The organism is Caballeronia sp. DA-9 (assembly GCF_051615025.1).
GTDB classification, from domain to species: Bacteria; Pseudomonadota; Gammaproteobacteria; order Burkholderiales; family Burkholderiaceae; genus Caballeronia; species Caballeronia sordidicola.
Map to the genome: position 1 here is coordinate 181,146 of NZ_CP195134.1, position 22,265 is coordinate 203,410.

Genomic DNA, 22,265 nt, shown 5'->3' on the forward strand with positions numbered 1-22,265 from the left:
AATTCAGGCGCATAACCAAATCGGAGGTTTGCTATGAATAAGGACCAAGTGAAAGGCACTGCAGAGAAGGTGAAGGGCAAGGTCAACGAGGTTGTGGGCAACGCCACGGACGACCCAAGCCAGAAGGCGAAAGGCCAGCTACAGCAGGGTGCCGGTGAGGCGCAGAAGCAATATGGCAATTTGAAGGAAGACGTGAAGGATGCACAGAAGCGCTAGCCGTAACGGATGTCGTTCGTAAAAAACGCCGGGTTTCCCGGCGTTTTTTATTCTGCGCTGCGCCAAGTCGCACGCTCGAACCGGTCCACAAGCGGACTCGCGTTCTAACGACCGCAGCTAAGGGTTAACACGTAAACAGCAATAATCCTTTGTCATTTCCACTGTTAATCTTAAGCGGACATTTACCTACACTGGAATCACTGAAACGCAAACGGGTGTTTGCGCAAAAACAAGATCCGGAGGTAAGTATCATGAAACTCTCATCCATCATCGTAGCCGCAGCGCTCGCAATCCCTGCTGTGTCGTCGTTTGCCCAATCCAGCCAAGCGCCGGTTACGCGCGCTCAAGTGAAGTCGGAGCTGGTGCAATTGGAAAACGCAGGCTACAACCCGGGCACGGGCGATCACACAACCTATCCGGCACAAGTTCAAGCAGCCGAAGCGAAGGTAGCCGCTCAGAACGGTCAATCGAGCTATGGTGGCGTTGCTGACGGTACATCAGCTTCAGGTAGCTACCACACGCCTGCACATACGGGTGCTACCGAGGTAGATCCGGTCTACCGCGCCCACTAAGGCGACCCGCACTCGGCTTTGACCGCAAAAAATGGCTGCTGTCGGAACCGACAGCAGCCATTTTGCTTTTTTAGGACCTCCCCCATCGGCTTAGTCGGCGGTGGTTGCCCAGCGCGAGTGCCTGGGCTTTTTTCATGCCGCCCGTTAGTTTCGGCCCATCTGTAGGAGCACGCTGACCAAACGTTCGAGTACTTGCCAGCGTCCCGTACACATTTAGCAACACCTGTAACGAAAAGTAAGCGCTATGTGGGATAACCCACATAGCGCCTATTTCGCGTCGACTACCATGCAATTGCTGACCGACAACAAACGCCCGACGATAAATCTAATACGCAGAGGCAACAGGCCAGTTACGAGAGAAATACCACCAAGGCGGTAACGGGGGTTCCCACCTTGGTTTGAAGGCCCGGCATCGTCCGGGCCTTTTTCCATTGCGCCTTACGATGCTTGTTTGGTCACCCGAACGGCGTATTCAGCACCTAGCGCATCTTTCGCAATCGTTGTTTTGACGCCAACCGGCACCGTCACGTCAACCCGTTGCGTCCAGTCATGACCAGCGTCCACCGACGTGAGCTCGATGAGCAAGTGGGCGGTGTTATCCGGATTAAAAAGCCAATACATTCGTATCCACGTAAAGGCTGTTGGCAGTCTTGGTCGGCTGGACAAACCCCGATTGCGAGCGAAATGTCCTAACTACGGCTTCCTCAGTTGTGTGGAGCGTCGGGATCCCAACTCGGGCAACGAACGCGTACTGGATATGTCTGGAAACCGTACCTTCGTCGGGCCCATCGATTGTCATTTGAATGGCGGCTTGATCCAGATTCCTGAGGTCACGCCACCTACCACTGGCGCAGGTCAGCAAAGCGTTCCGGGCCGCACCTTCCGTCAGGAGGCCAGTGGTTGAGCACGAATCACCAGCAGACACCTTAACTTGGGTCACGGTTCCCTTGGTGTTCACAACGTGGATGCTTTGCCCGTCCGCAGATGTGATTTTGGGCGTCCCCGTCACGGATATCGTCGTGTCCTGTAAAGGCAAGGTCTGCGCGCAGGCAAGCGACGCGTAGCAAACGGAAAGCGCGATTAAGAGACTTTTTTTCATCAGGCAGCCTTGTATCCACAATTACGGTATCGAGATCGAGTCGATTGACACAAAATTTTTAAATCGATTTGTCGCGCATTTCCGCCGTTTATGCGGGGACTGCACGTCGCGTGTTTGCATTCTTAAACAAGAGCGTTGCGGCCCTCGCCGACAAGAACGACAAAGCGACGAGGGCCGCTACAAAGAATATTAGCGACGACTGCGACGCGGATTGAGCGCGTACGACGTTCTCTCTTTGCTGCTGGAAGGCTATGCGCCGCTTTTCGAGCTTTTGGTTCAACTCGGCGAGGGATTGAAAACCGTACTGCGCGAGAACAGCTTCCCGCTCATCGCCCGTCAACCGTTGAACTATCTGCAACGTGCGCATATCTTGGGAGGAGTTGGCCGCCCCGCCAACAATTGCCAGTGTGGCGGCCGAACTCGAGGCAAAGGATGTGAAAGCGATTGCGGAGCTAATTACGGTTGCTCCGGCCACCACGACAAGCGCTGCGCCAATTGCCTTCTGCCCAAAAATCAGTTTCTGTTTCATTTTTTCCCATGTTTTGTGTAGCACTTCGCTGCTCGAATGCCCTTGCTATGCGGCAAGCGCCGGCTCAGCTGGTGCCTCGATTTGTGCTTCGGTCACGAACCTGGACGCGAAGTTCTTGGCCGTGCCGGAAATCATCAGCGACTCACGTGCACGCGTCATCGCGACGTAAAACAACCGACGCTCTTCGGGCTCAGTCGATTTGGCATCGGGCGCGATCGTTTCTTCGGCGCGCGCAATCCACACGTGGTCCCATTCCAAGCCTTTCGCGCTATGCATCGTCGTGAGAATCAGTGCGCCGGGTGTGGGGTGGTTGTTCTCCTGACGCATAAACAGCAGCCGTTCGGCGAACGTTCCAGAGAGTCTTGAGAGCACGTCGTACGTCGCTTGAATCGCACGGATCGCCTGCTCTTTTTTCGCGTACTTCAACATCCATTCGCTGACCCCTGAAAGCGTCAACGAGTAGAACTTTCGATCGCACAAGCCACGCCACTCTGCGAGCCGCTTCATGAACTCGCGATAGTTCGTGGCCACATCTTCCGGCAGACCCAACTCGACTAGATCAGCCCTGCCGCGCTGCTGCAGTTCAGCGCCCATGTTTGCGTGGAGCGCACGCAATTGCTCGGCGCGAAGGCCAAGGTGAGCCAGCACCGAGTCAAGCCCGGTTTCTTTGACGCGCTCGACAATTTCCAGCAAATTGCACATAAGCGCACCTTCTGGCCGACTCAGCACAGAAGACCCCGACGCACGGTAGTACTTCACGCCATGCGAACGACAAACCGCTTCGAGCGGATCGAGAATGCGGTTCGTGCGAGCGAGAATCGCGCACGACTGTTTCGCGGCAAGCAGTGGTGCCAGTGTCTCGACCGCAGCGACGGCCTCGTCGTATTCGTCCGCGTGCCGCGAAGCCGCTACGCTGCCACCCATGCCCTTTTCCGCGCGCAGTACCTTCGCGATGCGATCGACGTTGTTGCGTATGACGCGGTCAGCGGCCGCCAAGATCTCGGAGCGACACCGATAGTTACTGCCAAGCACCACCGGCTTAGCATCGAACTGCTTGATGAACGCTTCCATACCCCGGTAGCCCAGCGCTTCGCGAAATGCATAGATGCTTTGATCGTCGTCGCCGACGACCGTCACGATCGAGCCTGCCTTTGCATGCAGCTCGATCCAGCGATACTGCAGCGGGTCGGTATCCTGAAACTCGTCAACGAGAAGGAAGGTGAAGGGATACGGGAGGATCGTGCCGTTTTCCATGCCCTCGACCGCGAGGCGCAGCATGTCTTGGAAATCGATCTTGCCGTTTCTCGCAAGCGCGTCCTGGTAGGCCACGTACAGTTGCCCGTCTTCGCTTTGCGGATCGCACTTGCCGAAATTCGTCTTGATCTTCTCAATGGCCGGAATGACGTCCTCGGCTTTTCCTTCCCGCCCAAATTCCTGCATCACGCGGATGAGCAATCCAAGCCGGTCGCCGTCGGATGCGATATCGAGCGGCCGGCTGCCGGGCCGCTGCAGCTGCTTGTATGCAAGCGAGTGGAAGGTTCCGGCAACCAAGCGTTTCTTGACGGCCTTACCGGCGGTGGCCAAGATGCGCTCACGTAACTCGAGCGCGGCATCCTTTGAAAAAGTCACCGCGCCGACCATCACAGCTTCTTCCTGAAGCAGCAGTGCCGCCTTGGTTGCGATCGTCTTGGTTTTGCCCGCGCCAGGACAAGCGATCGCCACACAGTTCTGGCGCAACTGGGCGACTTCCCGTTGCTGGGGATTCAGTTCGTCCAGCATCGTTCTACCCTTACAAGCCGCGCACGGTCGTCATGAGCCGCAGGTGCGTCATGTAGCCACGCAAGCCGAGCGGGTTGAACTTCTTCAGGAACCGTACGGTTTCGTCATCCACGTCGGACTGATCGCGAATGCCGTTCCACACCATGAAGTCGTAATGGTCCATGGCTTTATCGAACTTCATCAACGCCGTCAGAATGCGCATCGAAAAGCGCGAATACGCCTCGACCTCGATCTCCAGCGCCGGCATTGGAATGCTCGGCTCGAACACGAAGTCATTGGCTGCGCGAAGCTCGGCTTCCTTCGATACGCGGTAGCCCTCAGCGACGCGATGCTGTTCTTCAACGTATTCCTCGAGCGATTTGAGCTGCTTGTCGAAGAAACCGTTCACGGTTTCCTTGTTCTCGCTGCCGAACGTTGAATTGCCGAAACGCTGCATGTTGATGCTCATGCGGTTCAGGTACGGCCACCATTGCTCGAAAAGCGGCTTCAGCCGTGTGTGGTTCAGGCGTACATGCGCCGATACGACGGCGGCGCCCGACAACTGGCGGTCCAGAAGTAAGCGACCGATTTCGCGACGGCGTTTGATGATGGCGATGCGTTCCTCACCCGGCAGATCGCGAAAGAGCTTGCGGGTTTTGGCCACTTCGGCGCGTTTCATCGTTGCGTCGTCTTGGGAGATCACGCCTTCCTTTTGCAGCCGGTCGGCATCGGCTTCCATCTGAGTGAGCTCAAGCTCAAGCTCGCCGTCATCTGCGCCATCACTTACCGCGCTCGGTGTCGGAGCGCCCGCGACCAGAGCAGGTTCCAACACCGGGCCGTTATTCTCTTTGACTTGGGTTTCTTCAACAGTGCTCATTCAGCCTCTCCTGGTCGGGCATTCGCCCGTTTGTCGTTGGAAAACAAGGCGTGCGAAACGCTGCCTATGGGTGACATTGTTGCGGCACGTCAGTGCATCAAACGCCGAAAACAGGCGTTATATCGCGCCGCTTTGTGGAACAGTCGGATGATCCGAAACGAAGGCGCCGCGAGACGGACCTTATACAGACGGCAGCTTTGAAGCTGCCCGAGAACGACGAGGGGGTTATATGGACATATAACCCCCTGTGAGAAATACTTATGTTTTTGATAGCCGTTTCTGCACTCTTGCCTACAGATTCCTTTCTACCTTGATGATTGGAAGGACTCCGCCGCTTTCCATAGCAATCCCCCCAGCAGTGCCGCCACGACAACCCAATACGCAGCGAGCACAGGGATCGGAACCACGAGGACGCCAAAGAGCGTACCGAGGACCAGCAACAACCCGTGTCCTGCTAGATGAAACGACAAGGGGCTTACAAAGCCAGCAGCAGACGCTTTGATTTTGCGACGGGCCGTCCCGTCAAAGAACATGGCGACGGCAAAGAGCGCGGTTCCCAAAATCCAAAGTTTCATCACCATGGCCCGGAACATCATGCGGTACACGAGCAGCCAAAAGTTTTCTGTCCATGTATGAGCGAAGGTCGAAAATCCGCCGTCGGTAATACCGCCAACCGGCCCAGACGCGGCGAGCGTCCTACGTAGCAAACCGTTATCGACGACCGCCCGCCTGAATAATGCATTGGCTGACCGCGTAGCATCGTCTGCTCGAGTGGCACCGATCGACCCTACTAATGAAGATGTCTCGGCTTCCGGAATCTCGAATAAAGTGCGGTCGGGGATGGCTGGCATCACCGCAATAGCGAGTACAGGAACGAGGAGAAACCAGACTTTTAGGTGGGAGCCGAATCGACTAGCCATGGTGAAACACCTGAATGAGAAGGAGCACGGGCACTGCGATCATCGCAGCGACTCCCGCCCAGAAAAGACCGGGCCGATGATCCGCGATCGTTGCGAGCGCGTAGCAACGCGCCGCAGCCCCGACTGTAAATTCCGCCGGCGGCACGGCGCCGGGTTCGTCGAATGCAGCGACCGTGTCGAGTGCTCGACGTGCTTTATGGGTATCAACCCCCGACAACTTCGCTATGATCGAAACGGTGAGCGACATCGTATTCCTCAAAATAAACACGGAAAGCCTCGCCTTGCAGCACGCGCGAGGCGAGTTGGAACGCGGCCGTGCGCTCGGTAATCTGCTCGGGACAGCGTTCGTCGATGGTCTCTAACTCGCAATTCGCGTGGCGCTCTTCGAACATTGGGATCGGCTCAAGCATTGGAGACCACACGCTAAACTTGTCGCCCCGCTTAGCCACATAGCGACGTGCATAAAGTGCCTTGGCCGGCTCGAAAAGACCTTGCATGAAAGCAATGTGCTGATCGCCGCTGCGTTTCGCACGTTTAAAACCACTTAACGCTGATTCGATCATTTCCGCAACCAGCGGCCCTTTGTCGCCTTGGAACCGTTCGCCGACGAAATCGGCGACTCGGGAACAAGCAAGCTCGAGCTCGGGAGCTACATTAAAAACCGGGATGAGTTTGTGCGACAGCTTGTGATCGCGAATGATGTTTTTGAATGCGACAGACATGGTCTTTTTGATTAGCCTTCGATGATGGGGATACGCCCCTGATACACCGCACCGCCAGAGATGCGCATGAAGTACTGCAAATTCGGCAAACTATGGATCAAGCGCATTGGAATGAGTGGCGCTTTCTCTAATTGAAGCGTGCGTGACTGGGAGCCGCTGAATTCCATGGCGTGCGATTCGGTTGTTGTGTTCGTGCTGTTCGAGACGTTAATTACCCGAATTGCTGTTTCGCCCACTTTGTCCGAAAACCACTTCGCTGTGTCACTATCCTCAAGCCTAAGGATAATTTGGTTATTGAGATTACCCAAAACCTGCAGCATTTTTGCAGCGTTTCCAAGCTTCGCTTCAAGGTCGGCGCGCGCTTGGAACGCCACGAACGCCTTGAACCCGGCACCACGGCCTTTGTTCAGAATCTGGATCACCTGTTCGTTGATCGCCTCGGCGATTTCGTCGATGATCAAGACGACGTCGGGCTTTTCGGCATAGAAGTTATAGATCGAGCCGCAAACCGCCGCCACGTCCGAGAGCGCCATCGAGGCGATCGCTTTCTGAACGATGTTATTCGAAAGTGAATCGAGGCCCATGTACAGGACGGCTTTCTGCTTGATGATCTTGTCGATATCCCAGATCTCGCGTTCATCCTCAAAATCGTCTGCTTTCGGGGCGAGCATCAACCCGGTTTCGCCAGTGGCGAGCATCTGGAGAAGCGGCAATGCCGACGCGATGATACGCATGTAGTGCTCGCGATCATGCGTATGTGTGGCGATAAGGCCATCCAGCGTTTCATGGCCTCGGTCAACCGCCGCAAAACGGTCGATGTATAACTTAGCCATACCGTCAACCAACGATATGTCGTTCTTGCCTTTGGCCTGCTGCACGGTTGCGGAAACAACGAGTGTTTCCCAATCTGCAAGACCGTTTTCTACAAAGAAGCGGCGCAGGCAACGGTCGAGCAACGTGGCAATACCCGACTGCGCGTACTTGAGGATTGACCGAAGATTCGGCTTGTCGCCGACGTACAGTTCGCCCTTGACAGCGCGATCGATAAACAAAAACGCAAAGTCTCGAAACGGCCCCTCTTCCATCAATTGCGCGATCCGCGACGGGATTTCGGATGGCTGCGACCAGTTTTCGAGAGGATTGAGACGGATCGACTCGGCCGGTTTAGCTTGGTTGAAGTAGAGGAATTTCCGGCCAGCGCGCTTGCACTCCTTCTCGACTCGCTTTTTCCAATCATCATCGTTTTTCGGATCGACAATGATCAGCACGTCTTTCGGGTTATGGATGACCTGTGTGGAGATCACTTCGTAGGTGCGGGTTTTACCCGAACCCGTCGTGCCGCCGACTAGCGTGTGGCCGCCCATCGCCTTGTAGTGAAATGGCACTCGAACCTTTTTAGGCTCCATCCCATGAATCCAAGATGATCCTTGAGGCATGCGATCACGGACGCTATCGACAGGTGCAAACATTGACTCTATTCGCGCTTCGACCGCGCGTCCTAGGTCCGTTTTGTTTAACCAGCGCGGTAACGACGGAATGTCAGTGGTGGGCATGCGAAGGATGTCGTGTGCAATCTGGGTATGTTTTTGCGTCCATTCGAATCCGGTCCCGAGGTACATCGAATCCTCGCGCTCGCGCATGTTTTGCTGGGTAGCGAGCAGCTTGGAGATGTGGATCTTGCTCAGCCATTTGGTCGAGATCGCCATACGAAAACTCAACGCGCGCCAAATCTGCACGCCTCGTATCATGAGCACGACCAGGCCGAACAGTGCGAATGCCCAGCTATACGGCATGCCCGACACAAGAATGCCGACAATCGCAAAAGTCCAGATTACAGCCGGTCGCACCTCATAGATCGGACGGAAGTGATTAATGTAGTTCATGCGGATGGTCGCTCCATAATGATCCGCCCCGCGCGCTCCACGATGCAGATGTCGTTGCCGTGTGCTCGCATCAGTAAGCTGCGCTTCCGCAACTGCTCGACCAGTGCATCGCTTGTCATCCCATATGCACCAATCAAGCGTTTTTGCACTGTGAGCCCTTTTTCTTCCCAGACAACTTTGGCCTTTCCCGCGGCGACGTCGTCCGCTAGCGCCCGAAAGAATTCCCTCATCATCACCGAACCCGGTCCGAACAATTCATCAAGTTCCTTATCCGTCGGGCCGACTCGCCCCGACCTATGCAGCGGTGTAGTGGCCTTGGTTGGATCTACAGCAGCAGGCTTTACCGAGTCTGAACGGGCCTCACAAGCCATCCCGTTCCCGGTTGACGCTTCGCTGCGCTCCAATGCGTCGAGCAAGCTCTGTGAAAACTTTGGCGCGGTTTCTGAAGACGCAGACGCGCCCTGCGCGCCCACGTGGCCCGCTCCGGTTGGCATTCCTTCCCTCGCCGGTTGCAAGACGTCTGCTGCTACGGTTGCAGCTGACATTGATACGTTGGCACTAGTAGCGATAGCGCTGACGTTCGGGGCCGTCGCGGCTGTTGACCTATTTAGTGTCGTCGTTGGCGCAGGTGATGCGGTCGCCGCCGCTGCCTGCGGCTGGAGTTCAAGCGCCACATGCACCGCAGATGGGACATCGAACTTGACCGGGGCAAATACGCCGCGCTGCGCCTTGCGCTCGAAGTCGACTGCCACGTCCATCGCCTGACGCACTACTTTGTGCACCAATGCTTCGAACCCTTGTGGCGAACGCTCCGGGTTGATTGCGCCGAAGAGGTCTGCGAGCACCATTGTGTCGAGCCCGGAAAGCAGCTCTGGGGTAATCACCGTCTGCGCGAACATCGCCGTGCGCATCCGTTCGTTGTTCAAAGCGGCCGCGCGTCGCTCAATGGTGTAGCTACCGCCACGAATCCAATTGGCGAATCCACCATGCGCGGCGGGGCTCCAGACCATACGGTCAGCGAGCCGCGTGAACTCGAAGTGTCGGCACGGCTCGTCCAGCGATGAACAAGCGGCCGCGAGGAAGACTGCGTAGTTGTACTGTGGCTCCAACCGCCGCCGCTTCTCGGATGTCAGATCGGCAGCAAATTTCTGTCCGCCAGCGAGCCGCAGAGCATAAAAAGTCGATTCGACGGTAGCTCGAAATGCGCCCCCGGGTTCGCGATGCATTTCTGGCGTCAGCGGCATCGACGAAAACCACTGTGCGCAGCGGGTGAGCACTGAGAGCCATTTACGCTCAAATTCGGCTTGCGAACTCTCATTGGCACACTGCCGGACTAGTTCGATACGCTTTTCGTGTAGATGCAGAAGCGCGCTGGCGTCAATAGGTGAGTGGATCTCGGACATTTGCAGTGGCCTGACCCGGGGGTTATATGGCCATATAACCCGATCTATGGAAAGATCGTGAATTTGATACGTCTTTCAATCGCCGCAATCGCCGAGACTTTGCTAGCTATTCTGACACCTTCCCACTTAGTCATGCATCATATTACAGCGTCAGACTAGAAAGAGCTGGGGATTAGGCGCGAAGGTAAACTCCAATCCAGTCACCTTCCTCCCGCCTTGCTTCGTTGGCTTCCATTCGATGAGAAGCCCGTCTTTGCCAGTCAATTCCTGTACCGCTGGGTCTATCACCCGGCGTCGCAACTGACCAAAATCCTTTAGGCAGCTAGGAGGGGCTTCCATAGCGTGACAAAAGTCGTCAAAACTTATCCTGACAAGCCCTGTATCCCGGTACTGAGCGAACATTTCCATAAGCCGCCACGAATATACCGAGCGCAGCGCAGCAGTGTGTTTCAGTTTGTAGGTCGTAAATTCTTTTCGCAGGCCCAGAAGAAATGGTGCGACCTCGGGCGCAAAGTTAATCTCCACCCACCCTTCGCCATGGTGATATGTGTTTCCCGTGACCCATCGATACTTACGTTCCTTTTCGCCTCGCTTCGTCGATTCGACCGTTCGGATGTATTTGTTGAAGATGCTGTCTGCCGCCTCGCGGAGCTGCACATAGGCTGTGGGCTGGTCCACGCCAAAAGTTTGCGCGTAGTCTTGGGCGGTTAGCTTGACCTTCCAGCCCTGATTTGGCCCGAGCGCTGCCGATAGTTTGCGAAGTTCAAGTGAATCACTCTGCGCAATCGCGGACGAGATCACTCGCTTCTCAGTTAGCTTGAGCCCTTGCGCGGCCCGTGTCAGTGCATTGCTCATGTTCACAAACCGTTCTGTTCCGCCCTTTTCCGGGACTTCGACTATGTTTTCGTTCGACATTCTGACAAGTTCCTAGTCGCTCTGACATCACACAACAATGGCTGAATAACGCAATTCTGTCAACAACTGTTGTTGTCAGTCAACCCTAATGGGAATTTGTCAGAATTGGCAATTGCATCAAGTGGGAATTTGTCAGAACTAGCAATAGCAGCAAGTGGGAATTTGTCAAAGTTCAAGCCCCGATGGGCGTTTTCTCCCAAGTGGGAATTTGTCAGAATTCCCTGTGCCCGATAAATGAGTGGGAATTTGTCAGAATACAGCCGAGCCAGTGGGAATTTGTCAGATTTGGCTCGAGCGGCCCTCCGCAAGTGGGAATTTGTCAGAATTCGAGCACTACTGACCACTTGTTTAGCTAATGTAAGTGGGAATTTGTCAGAATTCGAGCCTGTGGATAACAGTGTGAAAATGCATGACTAAATGGGAATTTGTCATATTTAAGTGGGTTTTTGTCAGATGAACTACCTGCAAAGCTTTGCCCAGTAAAGGTTTCAGCCGTTTACAAACAACTACAAACGAATATACAAACAAGGGGACGGTACGCGAAACCGGAATTCCCGCGACCGATTATGGACAATTCCCCCGACCACAGCATGAAGCTGTGGACGGCCTTGCGGAGCAAGGTGCGGGAATCTGCCCACAATCTCCCCACGGAGCGTGCCTTCGGCCTGACGCGCGCTTTGCGCTTGCCTCTTTTATAAAAGATTTTTTAGGAAAATCGGAAGCGATGTCCCCGATGTCCCGCAACTTTGCGGATGCGACGTTGAATGGATTCTCAGAGTGTCCCCCTAATCTCGTGTCTATTTAACTCTTTAAATCAAAGGCTTGCGGTGATCGGCAATCCGTGAGAGTTATATGCCGTATGGGGGCCTCCCATAAGTACTGGCGCCCTTCCCCACCTACTCATCAAGAATGCCAGCCTCCAAGGCTAAGACCGCCAGGTGAACCGTGCAGTGACAAGCCCGGCCATCGCGACCTTTGGCACCAACTCGATGGCAAAACATAAAACACGCAAAACAGTACATGAAGAGGCGGACTCGTCTTTCCGCCCTTTTCTTTGCGAATTATGGGCAGCGGCAAAATTTGGTCGAGGTAAGTGTCAAGTTGAAAGCCGCGAGTTCGACACCCAAAAGTCGCTCTTTAGAGAGGCGTTTATCAATAGATCTACGACCGACCTTAACGTTATACCGCTATACAGCTATAACGTTATGTAGATATAACTGTCAGCTGGTCACCCCGCAGCTTGGTCCGGCACTTTTCTCTTATTTAGATAAAAGGCCCGAGCGATGGGCCATGTCTGCCAGTTTCTGAGCATTCGACTCATCGAGCAATATTGATGCTATTCCATCGTAAACCTATGACGGTGAACGACGTAACGCTATAGGGGTATAGCATTGAAACGGCATGAAATTCTAACGCTGCGAAGTCATAACTTCACGACTGCGAAGGATCATGAAGCTGTAGAGGTAGAAAATTATAGTTTCATAACGATCAACCTTAATATCGCAATGTCGTAGCGTCACGATGTTATGCAGGCGTACCGTCATAACGCCGAAGGATCAAAGCGTCAAAGCATCAAAACGGCGAAGCGGTACGATGCTACGATTTCACAACCATACAACGGTACAACGCCATAACGCCATGACGCCGTATTAAGCCAGTATTGATGCTATACCATCGTAACTCTATGATGTTCCAATGGTGGAATGGTGTAAGTCTATGACTATACAACTTTAAAATGGCGTAGCATTTTAATGCTACGAGGCCGTAGACGCACGACTGCGAAATGTCATGAAACTGTAGCGGTAGAAAACTATAGTTTCACAACGGTCCAGTATTAAACTATCGCAATGTCGTAGCGTCACGATGTTACAGAGACGTACCGTCATAACGCCGAAGCATCAAAACGGCAAAGCGGTACAATGATACGACGTCATAACGCCAAAACGGCACAACACCACAACGGCAAAGATTCGTCGTGTTATGCCGCTAAAGCGTCAAAGATCCATAGCGTTAAGATGGCACAGGTTCGTGCTGGTGTGGTGTTATGAACCTCTAGCGCCACGACCGTTTAGCGCTATAATTTTGTAATGCTGTGCCTTCGTGACGCTATACCATCAAACTTTCACCGTTTCGTAACGGGATAGTGGTATAGCGTTGCAGCGTTGTAGCGGTAATAGACCTGTATTTAAAGCGCCAAACTACTGTTTTTAAACTGTTTTCTAAACGGAGGGTAAGTGAAAACTGCTAAGGATGTTGAAGATTTAGCCGCACGTCTGAGTAGTGCGGCGAGCGCACCACTCGTGACCACGCCACGGGAATCACCAGATCAACAGGCGGGCGTCGAAAAAAATCTGTCTACGGGGAAAGCAGGGAAGGGCGCTGGAAAAAACTTAGCCAGTAAAAAACCATCGACCGAGACAATGGCTCTAACGCTTCGTCCGACTCGCGCCTTGTTGGGTCGCTATGTTTCCGCTGCAGCTGATCGGAGCCGGCTCGAGGGCAGGATGGTTTCAGCACAAGAAATCATGCTCGAAGTGCTAGAAAAGGGGATCTGATGAGCACTATCGTTTATATCGGCGGGCAAAAGGGCGGCACAACGAAAACGACGACATCCCATCTAATGTGCCTCGGAGCCATTCTGAAAAAGCATCCGGCAGCGTATGTCTTAACTGATCCACACAGGCGAATCAAGTCAGATGGCCGTCCGTACGGAGTTTTGGATGGACGCGACTCGGCCGCTTTAGCGCAGATCATTACTGCAAGTCACAACATGGGGAACGGCTGGCTCGTTGTGGACGGTGGCGGAAATAGGCCGGCGTTTGACCAAGCCATGGCAGAGCAGGCTCAGCTAACAGTGGTTCCTTTTCGCGCCTCCGAAGAGGATCTTGAGTCAGTCGCCCGTGACATGGAGTCGATGCCTCACGCAGTAGCGTTGCCATCCGCATGGTCCACCAACAAACTTGCCCAGGAGTCGGCGCAGCGGCTTATTGACGGTCTCGATAAAGCGTTCCCCGGGCGCGTGATCAAAACGCCGGTATGGTTCGTAAATTCGACAGCTGAGCTTCTCGGGGCGACATTAGAGAATCCGTCAACTGCAGTACGAAACGCGGCACGCCATACGTTCGCTATTCTTAAGGCTGCTTTCGATGGACAGAATGGCCCCAACCGACAAGAAACGACGCGGGTCGAAGACAAATCGGCTGTTTAAAGACTTCGCGCCATATTGACTAGAGTAGGGAGAAGGGAAGGGCGAAAATCTGCTCTGTCAACGTAACGATGGCGCGCCACCCCTAGGTAAACTGAAATGCCGTACTGCTCGAGAGCAATTCACTATGGACACAAACAAAATTCTCAAGCAACCATTAGCACTGGCGAACCTCTATGCCAATGGCAAGGGAACCCTTTGGAACACTAATCCTGAGGCGGCGGATTTCCTGTCAAAAACGGGGTCAACGGTGTCGCTCGAACAACTAAAGCGTGCAACGGTTGTCTTGAACTATCCGGAAGTAATCTCCAACCTTTTTTCGCATACTGGCATTAACACTCGGACTCGTAGGCGGCTCGGTACAGCTCGCAAGCGATTCGGCGTTGAAGCGCTTGTAGAAAAAGCAATGACCTTGCGCCCGGCTCGCACCGAAGCAGAACGATCCAACATCTTGGCAATTCTTAACAACGAGCCAACTCAGAAAGGGCTGTGGGAGGGCGTACTACCCGCTGAATTGGTAAGAATTTACGAGGAAGGTCTTTCTTCGAGGCGCTGGGATAACCCGAGCCAAGCACGGAAGGGAATGGGGGTAGGCACTCAGTTGTATAAAGCGATCAAAATAATGCAGTTGCCCGATGCGATTCTTGATTTGTTTTCCGTGGAAAGTCTGACTTTCGACTTAGGGCGGAAGCTAGTTAACCTCGTCGCGATCCATGGCGTCGAGGAAATAGTAAGACGCGCGACTTGGTCCGCAGATCCGGAGTTGCCCATCTCCAATAAGCAAAAGATCGCTGAGCTGAGCGAACCAGGATCGGGCGCGGCGACTGAGGTGAGAACAAGACGCGCCCGAGGCAAAATTATCGTTGAATTTCACATACCTGATGTTGATGGCGTTCTGACAAGAAAGCTGCCTGATCTTACTTCGATCCTTAACATGTCCGTTGCGATGTTCGCCTCGAAGAAATAGATATACTGAATTTTGTGGGTTTCCCGAAAATGCTCATGAGCACAAGGTTATAGAGGCCTCGCATCGCGGTGCATTGTTTTGCCAAATCAAGTGCCCTTGATTGTAAAAGTCGAGAGTTGGCTGCGACTGATGAATTGCCTAAGGCTGACAGGCGGGCGCAGGGCAACGATGCCGGGCGGTCACCTCGTCATGGTGCTGGCGATCGCTTCGATGCATCAGGTATTGGCTTGCCGCAGAAACAGTTCCGCTTCGCGGTATTGGCGACTGAGTTCCGCTGTTGCATAGATGGACGTCGTATCCAAAGAGTCATGGCCTGCAAAATTCCGCGCGCTTTCCAGGCTCATGCCATTCGCCAGTGCGTGTGACACGAAGGTATGCCTCAGCCAATGCGGACTGACTGCACTGAAAGCACGTGCATGAGGCGAGTCCTCACGCAGGGCAGCCGCGCTCGCCACGTCAAAAAAGCGCTTTACGGCGTTATACAGCCGCGTTGGATGGACTGGCCGAGCTTGGCGGGCCAGGGCCGCTAGCGCCGCCGCGGCGTCGACTCCTCTTTCGGCTGCTTCGCGCCGTACACGCCCAATGTCGCGCTTGTCTGGGAGCGCCGGAATGAGCGGCGTACCAACCGGGCAGGCGAGGGGATCACGTGGAAAACCACGCGTTTCCAGATAATCTCCCAGCGCTTTGAGTACAACCGGCACGAGGGGCACGAAACGTTCCTTCGCTCCCTTGCCCACCACGCGCAGGAGATGGATCGAGCCTAACTCAGAGCCCGCATAACGCACGCTAACGTCGTCCACGAACGCGCCACACAGTTCGGCGCGGCGGAGGCCAGTGCTATAGGCGAAGCCGAGCATGAAGCGGATACGGGCTGCTGCGACCGAGTCAGGGAGGGCATCAAGCACTCGCATTGCAAAGCTCCATGCCTCTTTAGTCAGGCTGCGTTCTACCTGGACGCGGGCCTTGGCGGCAACCCGGCGCTCGTTGCCCACTTCATCGACCTCGCTCCCGAGAAAGACCCTGATCTTCGCGAATGCATTGTGGTCGAGGTATTGAGCGTTGACGAGATCACCGAAGAATTTTTTGAGGGCCGCTAGCGCGTCCTGCCGGCTTTTGACGGAGAGGGGCCCGCGAAAAGGGCGCCATGATGGATCGCTCCGGGCAACAGGATCGGGATTGATCCATCGCGTGACCGGTTGGGGGTCAACGAGAAAAACGTTGATGTACTCGCGCGCATCGCTGATCGTCAGGCTCGACAGCGGCTTGCCCTTCCCGAAGATCGCCCACAGCAGCAGCCTCTCGGCCTGCATTCGGTACCGGTCGCGCGTCGGATTTTCGTAATCGGCCAGCCAGAATTCAATCGCCTGCAGGTCGTTAAGAGCGTTGCTGTTGTTCTTGACTATATTGCGGTTTGCGCCGGCCGAGCCGTCCAGATCCGGCGGAATCAGGAAGTACTCCATGGGCGCGATGCCCGTGGCCCGGTCGCGGCGTAGTTGCGGAACGGGCAGGGTGCTACCGGCCGGGTGGGCGAGCGCGTGAGGCATGATCCGCAACCCGTCAACGTCGCCGTAGTGGTCGAGCCACGCGGTGATACGACGCGCCCCGGTTTCCCCGAGACGAGGAACGTTGCGGTACCACCGATAGCCAACGGCGTTGACGGTGTCGACTAGCCTGCCGATCGTAGTGATACCGACATCGGACAAGCGCAACGCGACGGCGGTTTCGAACCAGCCAAGCACGTGATGCTCTGGCTTTGGATCCTCTACCACCAGGCGCGCGAGGGCGTCGAGCGCGGCCATCTGCCTAATCCGCAGGCGCGCATTGCGCTGCTGCCGGCGCAGTTTTGCGGCGCCAGCAGCACCGTCCGCGTCCGGGCTCGCATGATGCGCGGTGAACAGCTCAAGCAAATCCTTTTCGGTGTGAAAGCCGTCTGGATCGTGCTCAGCGGCGAAATCGTCCAGAGACGGTGCGGGTGCGGCCGCCGTATCAACGGTGGCCAGCGCCGCTGGACGGATCGCGAGCAGCCGCGCGGTCGCAAAATCCTCGCGCTTGCGGGCGGCCGCGACGAACGCCGTGACAAGCCAATTGCGGGTAACGTCAGCTTTGCGGGCATCTCGGCCGAATTCGAGGTATTGAGCGCCCATGTCGGACAGATCCAGGCCCTCAAGGTAACCCCGAAAAAACGCTAAGTGCTGCAACCCGATTCTTCGGGTCTCGGCTTTTTGAGGAAGCGGCCGTGGTGAACGCGCGCGACGGGTGCGGGTCGACGTACGCGTCGCGCCAGTCTTGGTCGCCCGTGTCGTCTCGCGAAAGCTGACATCTTCGACGTCGTTACTGTGGTTCATAACAACCCTTAACTCATGACGAAAACCGTACGGTTCGCTACGCCTATCGATGCGTGTGCGCGATCTGTGCGATTGATACGTCCGTTTTGCTGGCATCCCGCAGCGGCGTCAAAGCCTGCTGCAACAAGGCTTGCGAGGCGCCCTGCCCAAAACGTATCACTTTAGCGGGTAAAAGTGAAGGGGATGAAAGTTAAGACTTTCATCCCCTTCATTTGACACAAAGCGAAAGTAGGGCGCACAGAAACGTTCTGGGCCGGCCTGTTCGCGTGTGGCGGCCACTGTGATGCGACCGCCTAGCCATGTATCGGCAAACGGGCTATGCCGCGGGCCCTTGCACTCCCACCGAAACTAAACTATCGTAAAAGCACTGTATATGCATACAGTCTTTCGGAGGCCATATGGAACAGTGGGTGCGGGTTCAAAATGAGCGCGATCGGCTGGTGCTCGCGTGGTTACGCAGCCAGGTTGGCGATGCGGCGATTATCAGCGCGGCAACACAATGCGCGACGCTAGGCGGGAAACCGTACTTATCCGCGATCTGCCGATTTCTGCGATTGGCGCCGCCGCGCTTTGCGCCAGCTTCCGTTCGCAGTGCCGCGATCAGCGAGCGATGTCTTGCCGACATCTACCGGATCCTTCACTCCCCGAGCAGCCAGCGCGCCGCTTGATTGCCGCTTCTTAGCCGACTGGATTTGGAAGCCGCACAATGTGCCCTTGTTCCGCATTAAGGGAGAGAAACGCCCTAGGCATTCGGCTCAAACGCCAACCAAGGGATGGGTCGGCGACCATAAGCTCAAAAATCGTGTTGCGGACCGTGCGGTTCAATGTAGGCATGAGCTCGTCCGGTATGTACTTCGCGTGTAAATCTTCGAGCGCGTTGCGAACCGAGTAAGCAAGTATCGCTGCCGCCCAGCGGTACGCCTGCTGCTGATGACGCGGCCAAAGGGGCAAGTACTGCGCAGTCGCGGGTTCCCAATAACAAGGAATCGCGAACAAACCTCTCCACAACGTTTCATCGCTGACATTGCGGCGAGTGTGGAGTAAAAAGCGGCAGCCGGTTTCTAGCCCCGATTTAACCGCGGCAGCCATTTCCCGATGTCGCTCCATCGGAACAGCATTGCCACAAACAACGGCCAAGTTCACGGTTAGCTGACTAGCCAAGCTCGTCCGTGCGAAGCGGATGACAGCGATCGCCGTTATTCCCTCTTGTTCAATCCATTGCATGTGACGCCTCTCTGCGATGGCGACTTAAACCCGCTCATACAACCTAACTTAAGAGGCTGTTGCGAAATTACCCATTAGTCACGGAAGAGCGAGGAAACCGGCAATCTGAATCGGCTCCATTGCAAGGTCACTTTCCCTCGGCCGTACTATACTGCTCGAAAATTGGCGGAAATGACCTGACAAGGCAATCCGCATAATTCAAAAGAAGCGAGAGATTGAGACCATGCGGCGGAAGGCGAAAACATCGAGTTCCGGCACGGGCATGCTGATTTTGACCCTATTGCTGGCAATCGTACTTGCCCCGAAGGGCGGGCGGACCGGATTTCTTGTCTTTTTTCTCGGCTACGTTCGCGCGGCCATTTTCGACAAGAAGAAGGAACAAGCGCCGTTTACCTGCAGCACCCATTCACCCTTTGCCGCGCCAAGCAGCCTTAGCTCAAGCCCCTCGATGCTTCACACCAACAATTAGTCGTCGCGCGCGGTCCGGCAGCGAATTCCTGACCGTTAAGCGGGCTAGAGAATCGAGACATGTGGGCATCCGGCGAAACTGAATACCAAAGACCTTAACCGCACGGGACAAAAATGAAAGAGAGATTTGAGGGACCGACTCGACGTAATCAACTCGTGGCAGCGCTTGCGCAGCAGCGCATTTGCCATGGTATTTCTGGACTTCCTGAGCGACTCGCGGACGTCTGCGAACTTGTCGAATTTGATAACGGCGACAAGTTCATCACACAGGGAGACCAGACGAACGACGTCTACCTGTTGCTTTCTGGGACTACGAAAATACTTGTTGGTCGCCGCGAGGTCGCAGTCGTTGAGTCGGGTACTCATGTCGGAGAGATGGCTGCCATTGAAGCCTTGCCACGCTCAGCGACTGTTGCGGCCGACGGTGTCGTTGTCGCTGCTCGCCTATCTGAGTCGTCGTTCCTTCAACTGGCTAACGAATTTCCGCTGATGTACAAGGAAATCGCGATTGAACTTGTTCGTCGACTGGAGCGACGGAATAAGGCACTCGCTCGCGCTGACGAAAAGGCGAGTGTTTTTGCAATTTCATCGGTAGAGGCTTTACCAGTTGCAAATACTGGAGTCCTCGCGTTCGACCACAATCCGAAAGTGCAGTTCTGGTGCTGGCCCGACGACGTTTTTGGTCCTGGTAACTATCCCCTGGAAGACCTTGAAGCTCACTTGGAAAAGGCAGATTTTGCAATTGCTATCGCGCAAGCCGATGACGTCACCACGTCACGCAAGGAAAGCAAGTCAAGTCCGCGTGATAACGTTGTCTTCGAACTCGGCTTGTTCATGGGAAAGCTCGGCCGCCGTCGGACAATTCTTATGAAACCCAAAGGTGTAGACATGAAGCTGCCGAGCGACCTTATCGGGGTTACTACAATTGACTATCCGGCTAAGCTTTCAGATACACCATCCCGCGATATGCGAGCGTCATGGGAAAAGGTCCGACAGCACATTGAAAAGGTGCACGGATGAACAGCCAGGAAATAGATAGCGTTCGCGCGGCGATTGAAGAGGGTTTGGACCGGGCCGAAGCAAACTGGGATAAGGTGGGTCATTTGCTCGAGGCAGGGCTCCAAAAATCGATGGAAAAGTACGCGATGGACAGCGTTGACTCGAACATCCCCGGCTACCCAGTAGTCTCGGCAGAAACACCGCAAGTGGACGAGTTTCTCGCTTTGGTCGTCGACATGCGAGGCTCGACCCAAAGACTCAAAACCCACATTGCAGCCGCATCTGTTAACGGACTGCAACGAGTGTATTACGAGACATCTGCACTTCTTCCGGCGATGGCGGTTACATGCGGACTCCAAGAAGGTATGGTCACCGAGTATCTGGGCGACGGGGGCCTAGTGCTATTCGGTGTGGACAAAAACGACCGAGCGGAATCGGTCAAGCTCGCTTACCGGGCTGCGAAGAACTGCATTGGCGACGCTCGGCGACTGATTAACGCCGCTATCAAGCGACGTTATAACTTGCCTGAGATATCGCTTGGCGCGGGGCTCGCAATGAGCCGGGCAATGGTCACTTTGGTCGGAATTCCTGGAAACTATCAACCGAAGGCAATCGGCTCGTGCGTATGGGACGCAACTAAGCTAAGTGGCGGAACGAATGCTGTACACGTGTCACCCGACATATATGACGTCTGGCCAAAATCGAAAGGGGGCTTGATGCGCTTCACGCGGCTGTCACTCAAACATGTTGAAGGATTTAGGATGTACCAAGAGAAGGTCGCAAGCGGGTCTTCAGCCTAGCACATGGAAAAAGTTGTGCGACGCAACCACCCAAAGTCGCGTAGCCCTAGCGCGACTTCAGATGGTTGCGTGAGTGACTTAAGTCTATGGCGCGCTGGAGGCGAGGGCAATAATTGTTTGACGAGAATTCAAGGGCCTAACGCACGGTTAGGTCGACTCGAGAGCACGGAATTGCTTGTACTTACCGGACTTGGCTGAAACAGCTTCAGTTAGGCGGTCGTTTGCAAAGGCGACCGGCCATTCACGACCCAGAGCCGTCAATCGTTGTTTCAGCGCGAGCGTCTTCACCACGCTCGAAAGTGGTCACTGGTCTACAAGACGCTGATGCGGAAGCGTCGAGCGCAGAGCCGAAGCGGCATCCACATCGTTCGAATGCAGCTTCTGTACAAGCGTGGTAGATAGCGTCCACGCGATGATGCATCCTTATGATTCAGGTTTTATGTCAAAAGCTGGCGAGGACTCTTAGGTTAGCGGGTAGGCAAGACTTTTCAACGATACATTCGTAAGCGCAAAGAAAATGGATCAACCCGCCTCAAAAGCGCAAGCAAGCCATAAAGCGAATCCTGATCTATTGTCGCGGCGATTTTGTGTGCTTACTGGCCAAGAAGACAGCCTTTTTCTCAATCAACAGAAAATCGGTACCCGTAGCCGCGAACTGCTTCTATTTTTTGATCGCATTTCTGTGGTGCAAGCGCGTTGCGAAGTCTTCTAATGTAGATATCAATTGACCTTTCTTTTCGTAAATGATGGTCACTCCAAATAGCTTCCATCAACTGAGATCGGCTAAATACAATTCCTGGGTTAGACATTAGAAAATACAAGATTCGGAATTCAGTGGGCCCTACAGATAGCACGGTTTGTAGGCCATCTTTTTCATAAAAAACTTTGCGTGTCGTCGGATCTATTTTCAATCCGACAACAGTGATCGGTTCGTCGATCAACCTTGGAATTTGCCGAAGACGAAGCACAGCCCTCACTCGCGCAACTAGGTCGTCACGGTCCATTGGTCTTGGGATGTGAGCATCGGGAACGACCCTAGAATTGATTATGTTCCGATGCCTCTCTTCATAAGCGCCCACCATAATCAGCGGGACTTTCTGTGTGTTTATATTCGCTCGCAATTGTGTAGCGAACATGCCGCCAGGCTGCCCTGGAAGAGTCCAACTCAACAAAATTAAATCAGGGAGGACTGCTGAGATCATTTCGCGAGCACGTTCGGCACTTTCCGCGACGGAAACAGAAAGCCCAAGTTCCGTCAAATTTCGACGAATCGACTCTGCAAGGGTGGGCGCGCTTTCAACAAGCAGCACGTTTGTAGGCATATGTTTTTCTCATGGATCAGCGCCGCGAGGTGGCCACATCT

Annotated in this window: 22 protein-coding genes; 10 read left to right on the top strand and 12 right to left on the bottom strand. The window is 54.7% G+C overall.

From position 1 onward, the window contains the following. Nucleotides 1-33 precede the first annotated feature (33 nt). The 3 genes from ACRWA7_RS34210 to ACRWA7_RS34220 all read left to right on the top strand — a co-directional run bounded on the left by ACRWA7_RS34210 (nt 34) and on the right by ACRWA7_RS34220 (nt 1,692). Nucleotides 34-216, top strand: coding sequence for a CsbD family protein (locus ACRWA7_RS34210; protein WP_438396978.1), 183 nt, complete (start codon nt 34-36; stop codon nt 214-216). 251 nt (nt 217-467) lie between these two features. Then, entirely contained in the window at nt 468-788 is a 321-nt protein-coding gene (locus ACRWA7_RS34215; protein ID WP_438396979.1) for a DUF4148 domain-containing protein, read from the top strand. Between the two features lie 577 nt (nt 789-1,365). Beyond that, a complete protein-coding gene (locus tag ACRWA7_RS34220) occupies nt 1,366-1,692 on the top strand; it encodes a hypothetical protein (RefSeq protein WP_438396980.1) in 327 nt (108 codons plus the stop codon). Nucleotides 1,693-1,975: 283 nt separating this feature from the next. On the opposite strand, the gene ACRWA7_RS34225 is transcribed toward ACRWA7_RS34220, so the two are convergent. The 9 genes from ACRWA7_RS34225 to ACRWA7_RS34265 all read right to left on the bottom strand — a co-directional run bounded on the left by ACRWA7_RS34225 (nt 1,976) and on the right by ACRWA7_RS34265 (nt 10,894). Further along, a complete protein-coding gene (locus tag ACRWA7_RS34225) occupies nt 1,976-2,416 on the bottom strand; it encodes a hypothetical protein (RefSeq protein ID WP_438396981.1) in 441 nt (146 codons plus the stop codon). A 45-nt stretch (nt 2,417-2,461) separates the two neighbouring features. Further along, a complete protein-coding gene (locus ACRWA7_RS34230) occupies nt 2,462-4,195 on the bottom strand; it encodes an ATP-dependent helicase (RefSeq protein WP_438396983.1) in 1,734 nt (577 codons plus the stop codon). 10 nt (nt 4,196-4,205) lie between these two features. Further along, a complete protein-coding gene (locus tag ACRWA7_RS34235; protein WP_438396985.1) occupies nt 4,206-5,051 on the bottom strand; it encodes an ATPase in 846 nt (281 codons plus the stop codon). A 305-nt stretch (nt 5,052-5,356) separates the two neighbouring features. Further along, entirely contained in the window at nt 5,357-5,971 is a 615-nt protein-coding gene (locus ACRWA7_RS34240; protein WP_438396987.1) for a DUF4400 domain-containing protein, read from the bottom strand. Continuing rightward, nucleotides 5,964-6,218, bottom strand: coding sequence for a hypothetical protein (locus ACRWA7_RS34245; RefSeq protein ID WP_438396989.1), 255 nt, complete (start codon nt 6,216-6,218; stop codon nt 5,964-5,966). Before ACRWA7_RS34245 ends, ACRWA7_RS34240 begins: the two co-directional genes overlap by 8 nt. Next, entirely contained in the window at nt 6,175-6,693 is a 519-nt protein-coding gene (locus tag ACRWA7_RS34250) for a hypothetical protein (protein WP_438396991.1), read from the bottom strand. Before ACRWA7_RS34250 ends, ACRWA7_RS34245 begins: the two co-directional genes overlap by 44 nt. Nucleotides 6,694-6,704: 11 nt before the next feature. Continuing rightward, a complete protein-coding gene (gene traD, locus ACRWA7_RS34255) occupies nt 6,705-8,576 on the bottom strand; it encodes a conjugative transfer system coupling protein TraD (protein ID WP_438396993.1) in 1,872 nt (623 codons plus the stop codon). Continuing rightward, a complete protein-coding gene (locus tag ACRWA7_RS34260) occupies nt 8,573-9,979 on the bottom strand; it encodes a TraI domain-containing protein (protein ID WP_438396995.1) in 1,407 nt (468 codons plus the stop codon). Before ACRWA7_RS34260 ends, traD begins: the two co-directional genes overlap by 4 nt. A gap of 150 nt (nt 9,980-10,129) precedes the next feature. After that, nucleotides 10,130-10,894 (bottom strand): replication initiation protein, encoded by a 765-nt coding sequence (locus tag ACRWA7_RS34265; protein WP_438396996.1) that lies wholly within the window; start codon nt 10,892-10,894, stop codon nt 10,130-10,132. A gap of 2,234 nt (nt 10,895-13,128) precedes the next feature. Between ACRWA7_RS34265 and ACRWA7_RS34270 the strand changes: the two genes are divergently transcribed. The 3 genes from ACRWA7_RS34270 (at nt 13,129) to ACRWA7_RS34280 (ending at nt 15,066) form a co-directional block, all read left to right on the top strand. Further along, nucleotides 13,129-13,449, top strand: a complete 321-nt coding sequence (locus ACRWA7_RS34270) for a hypothetical protein (protein ID WP_438396997.1) — start codon at nt 13,129-13,131, stop codon at nt 13,447-13,449. Then, nucleotides 13,449-14,102 carry a hypothetical protein gene (locus ACRWA7_RS34275; RefSeq protein ID WP_438396998.1) on the top strand — a complete coding sequence of 218 codons (654 nt, stop codon included), beginning with the start codon at nt 13,449-13,451 and terminating at the stop codon, nt 14,100-14,102. Before ACRWA7_RS34270 ends, ACRWA7_RS34275 begins: the two co-directional genes overlap by 1 nt. Nucleotides 14,103-14,226: 124 nt before the next feature. Next, nucleotides 14,227-15,066 (top strand): hypothetical protein, encoded by an 840-nt coding sequence (locus tag ACRWA7_RS34280; RefSeq protein ID WP_438397000.1) that lies wholly within the window; start codon nt 14,227-14,229, stop codon nt 15,064-15,066. Between the two features lie 215 nt (nt 15,067-15,281). On the opposite strand, the gene ACRWA7_RS34285 is transcribed toward ACRWA7_RS34280, so the two are convergent. Then, on the bottom strand, nt 15,282-17,411 hold the full coding sequence (locus tag ACRWA7_RS34285; protein WP_438397002.1) for a phage integrase family protein: 2,130 nt from the start codon (nt 17,409-17,411) through the stop codon (nt 15,282-15,284). A 398-nt stretch (nt 17,412-17,809) separates the two neighbouring features. Here ACRWA7_RS34285 and ACRWA7_RS34290 point away from each other — a divergent pair, with 398 nt between their 5' ends. Further along, complete coding sequence (locus tag ACRWA7_RS34290; RefSeq protein ID WP_438397003.1) at nt 17,810-18,079, top strand: hypothetical protein; 270 nt, start codon at nt 17,810-17,812, stop codon at nt 18,077-18,079. A 10-nt stretch (nt 18,080-18,089) separates the two neighbouring features. On the opposite strand, the gene ACRWA7_RS34295 is transcribed toward ACRWA7_RS34290, so the two are convergent. Beyond that, the gene (locus ACRWA7_RS34295; RefSeq protein WP_438397004.1) at nt 18,090-18,635 is read right to left on the bottom strand and encodes a hypothetical protein; all 546 of its coding nucleotides are present in this window, start codon (nt 18,633-18,635) and stop codon (nt 18,090-18,092) included. A gap of 262 nt (nt 18,636-18,897) precedes the next feature. Between ACRWA7_RS34295 and ACRWA7_RS34300 the strand changes: the two genes are divergently transcribed. From ACRWA7_RS34300 to ACRWA7_RS34310, 3 genes are all read left to right on the top strand, one after another. Beyond that, on the top strand, nt 18,898-19,104 hold the full coding sequence (locus ACRWA7_RS34300) for a hypothetical protein (protein WP_438397006.1): 207 nt from the start codon (nt 18,898-18,900) through the stop codon (nt 19,102-19,104). A gap of 113 nt (nt 19,105-19,217) precedes the next feature. After that, entirely contained in the window at nt 19,218-20,123 is a 906-nt protein-coding gene (locus tag ACRWA7_RS34305; RefSeq protein WP_438397007.1) for a TIR domain-containing protein, read from the top strand. Further along, nucleotides 20,120-20,902 (top strand): hypothetical protein, encoded by a 783-nt coding sequence (locus ACRWA7_RS34310; protein WP_438397008.1) that lies wholly within the window; start codon nt 20,120-20,122, stop codon nt 20,900-20,902. The genes ACRWA7_RS34305 and ACRWA7_RS34310 overlap by 4 nt, the downstream gene beginning before the upstream one ends. A 620-nt stretch (nt 20,903-21,522) precedes the next feature. Here ACRWA7_RS34310 and ACRWA7_RS34315 read toward each other — a convergent pair. Continuing rightward, nucleotides 21,523-22,224, bottom strand: a complete 702-nt coding sequence (locus ACRWA7_RS34315; protein WP_438397009.1) for a winged helix-turn-helix domain-containing protein — start codon at nt 22,222-22,224, stop codon at nt 21,523-21,525. Nucleotides 22,225-22,265 lie beyond the last annotated feature (41 nt).

Bases quoted from the DNA above. Each gene is read 5' to 3' on its own strand.
- ACRWA7_RS34210 (WP_438396978.1), top strand. From the start codon at position 34: ATGAATAAGGACCAAGTGAAAGGCACTGCAGAGAAGGTGAAGGGCAAG.
- ACRWA7_RS34215 (WP_438396979.1), top strand. From the start codon at position 468: ATGAAACTCTCATCCATCATCGTAGCCGCAGCGCTCGCAATCCCTGCT.
- ACRWA7_RS34220 (WP_438396980.1), top strand. From the start codon at position 1,366: ATGAGCAAGTGGGCGGTGTTATCCGGATTAAAAAGCCAATACATTCGT.
- ACRWA7_RS34225 (WP_438396981.1), bottom strand. From the start codon at position 2,416: ATGAAACAGAAACTGATTTTTGGGCAGAAGGCAATTGGCGCAGCGCTT.
- ACRWA7_RS34230 (WP_438396983.1), bottom strand. From the start codon at position 4,195: ATGCTGGACGAACTGAATCCCCAGCAACGGGAAGTCGCCCAGTTGCGC.
- ACRWA7_RS34235 (WP_438396985.1), bottom strand. From the start codon at position 5,051: ATGAGCACTGTTGAAGAAACCCAAGTCAAAGAGAATAACGGCCCGGTG.
- ACRWA7_RS34240 (WP_438396987.1), bottom strand. From the start codon at position 5,971: ATGGCTAGTCGATTCGGCTCCCACCTAAAAGTCTGGTTTCTCCTCGTT.
- ACRWA7_RS34245 (WP_438396989.1), bottom strand. From the start codon at position 6,218: ATGTCGCTCACCGTTTCGATCATAGCGAAGTTGTCGGGGGTTGATACC.
- ACRWA7_RS34250 (WP_438396991.1), bottom strand. From the start codon at position 6,693: ATGTCTGTCGCATTCAAAAACATCATTCGCGATCACAAGCTGTCGCAC.
- traD (WP_438396993.1), bottom strand. From the start codon at position 8,576: ATGAACTACATTAATCACTTCCGTCCGATCTATGAGGTGCGACCGGCT.
- ACRWA7_RS34260 (WP_438396995.1), bottom strand. From the start codon at position 9,979: ATGTCCGAGATCCACTCACCTATTGACGCCAGCGCGCTTCTGCATCTA.
- ACRWA7_RS34265 (WP_438396996.1), bottom strand. From the start codon at position 10,894: ATGTCGAACGAAAACATAGTCGAAGTCCCGGAAAAGGGCGGAACAGAA.
- ACRWA7_RS34275 (WP_438396998.1), top strand. From the start codon at position 13,449: ATGAGCACTATCGTTTATATCGGCGGGCAAAAGGGCGGCACAACGAAA.
- ACRWA7_RS34280 (WP_438397000.1), top strand. From the start codon at position 14,227: ATGGACACAAACAAAATTCTCAAGCAACCATTAGCACTGGCGAACCTC.
- ACRWA7_RS34285 (WP_438397002.1), bottom strand. From the start codon at position 17,411: ATGAACCACAGTAACGACGTCGAAGATGTCAGCTTTCGCGAGACGACA.
- ACRWA7_RS34290 (WP_438397003.1), top strand. From the start codon at position 17,810: ATGGAACAGTGGGTGCGGGTTCAAAATGAGCGCGATCGGCTGGTGCTC.
- ACRWA7_RS34295 (WP_438397004.1), bottom strand. From the start codon at position 18,635: ATGCAATGGATTGAACAAGAGGGAATAACGGCGATCGCTGTCATCCGC.
- ACRWA7_RS34300 (WP_438397006.1), top strand. From the start codon at position 18,898: ATGCTGATTTTGACCCTATTGCTGGCAATCGTACTTGCCCCGAAGGGC.
- ACRWA7_RS34305 (WP_438397007.1), top strand. From the start codon at position 19,218: ATGAAAGAGAGATTTGAGGGACCGACTCGACGTAATCAACTCGTGGCA.
- ACRWA7_RS34310 (WP_438397008.1), top strand. From the start codon at position 20,120: ATGAACAGCCAGGAAATAGATAGCGTTCGCGCGGCGATTGAAGAGGGT.
- ACRWA7_RS34315 (WP_438397009.1), bottom strand. From the start codon at position 22,224: ATGCCTACAAACGTGCTGCTTGTTGAAAGCGCGCCCACCCTTGCAGAG.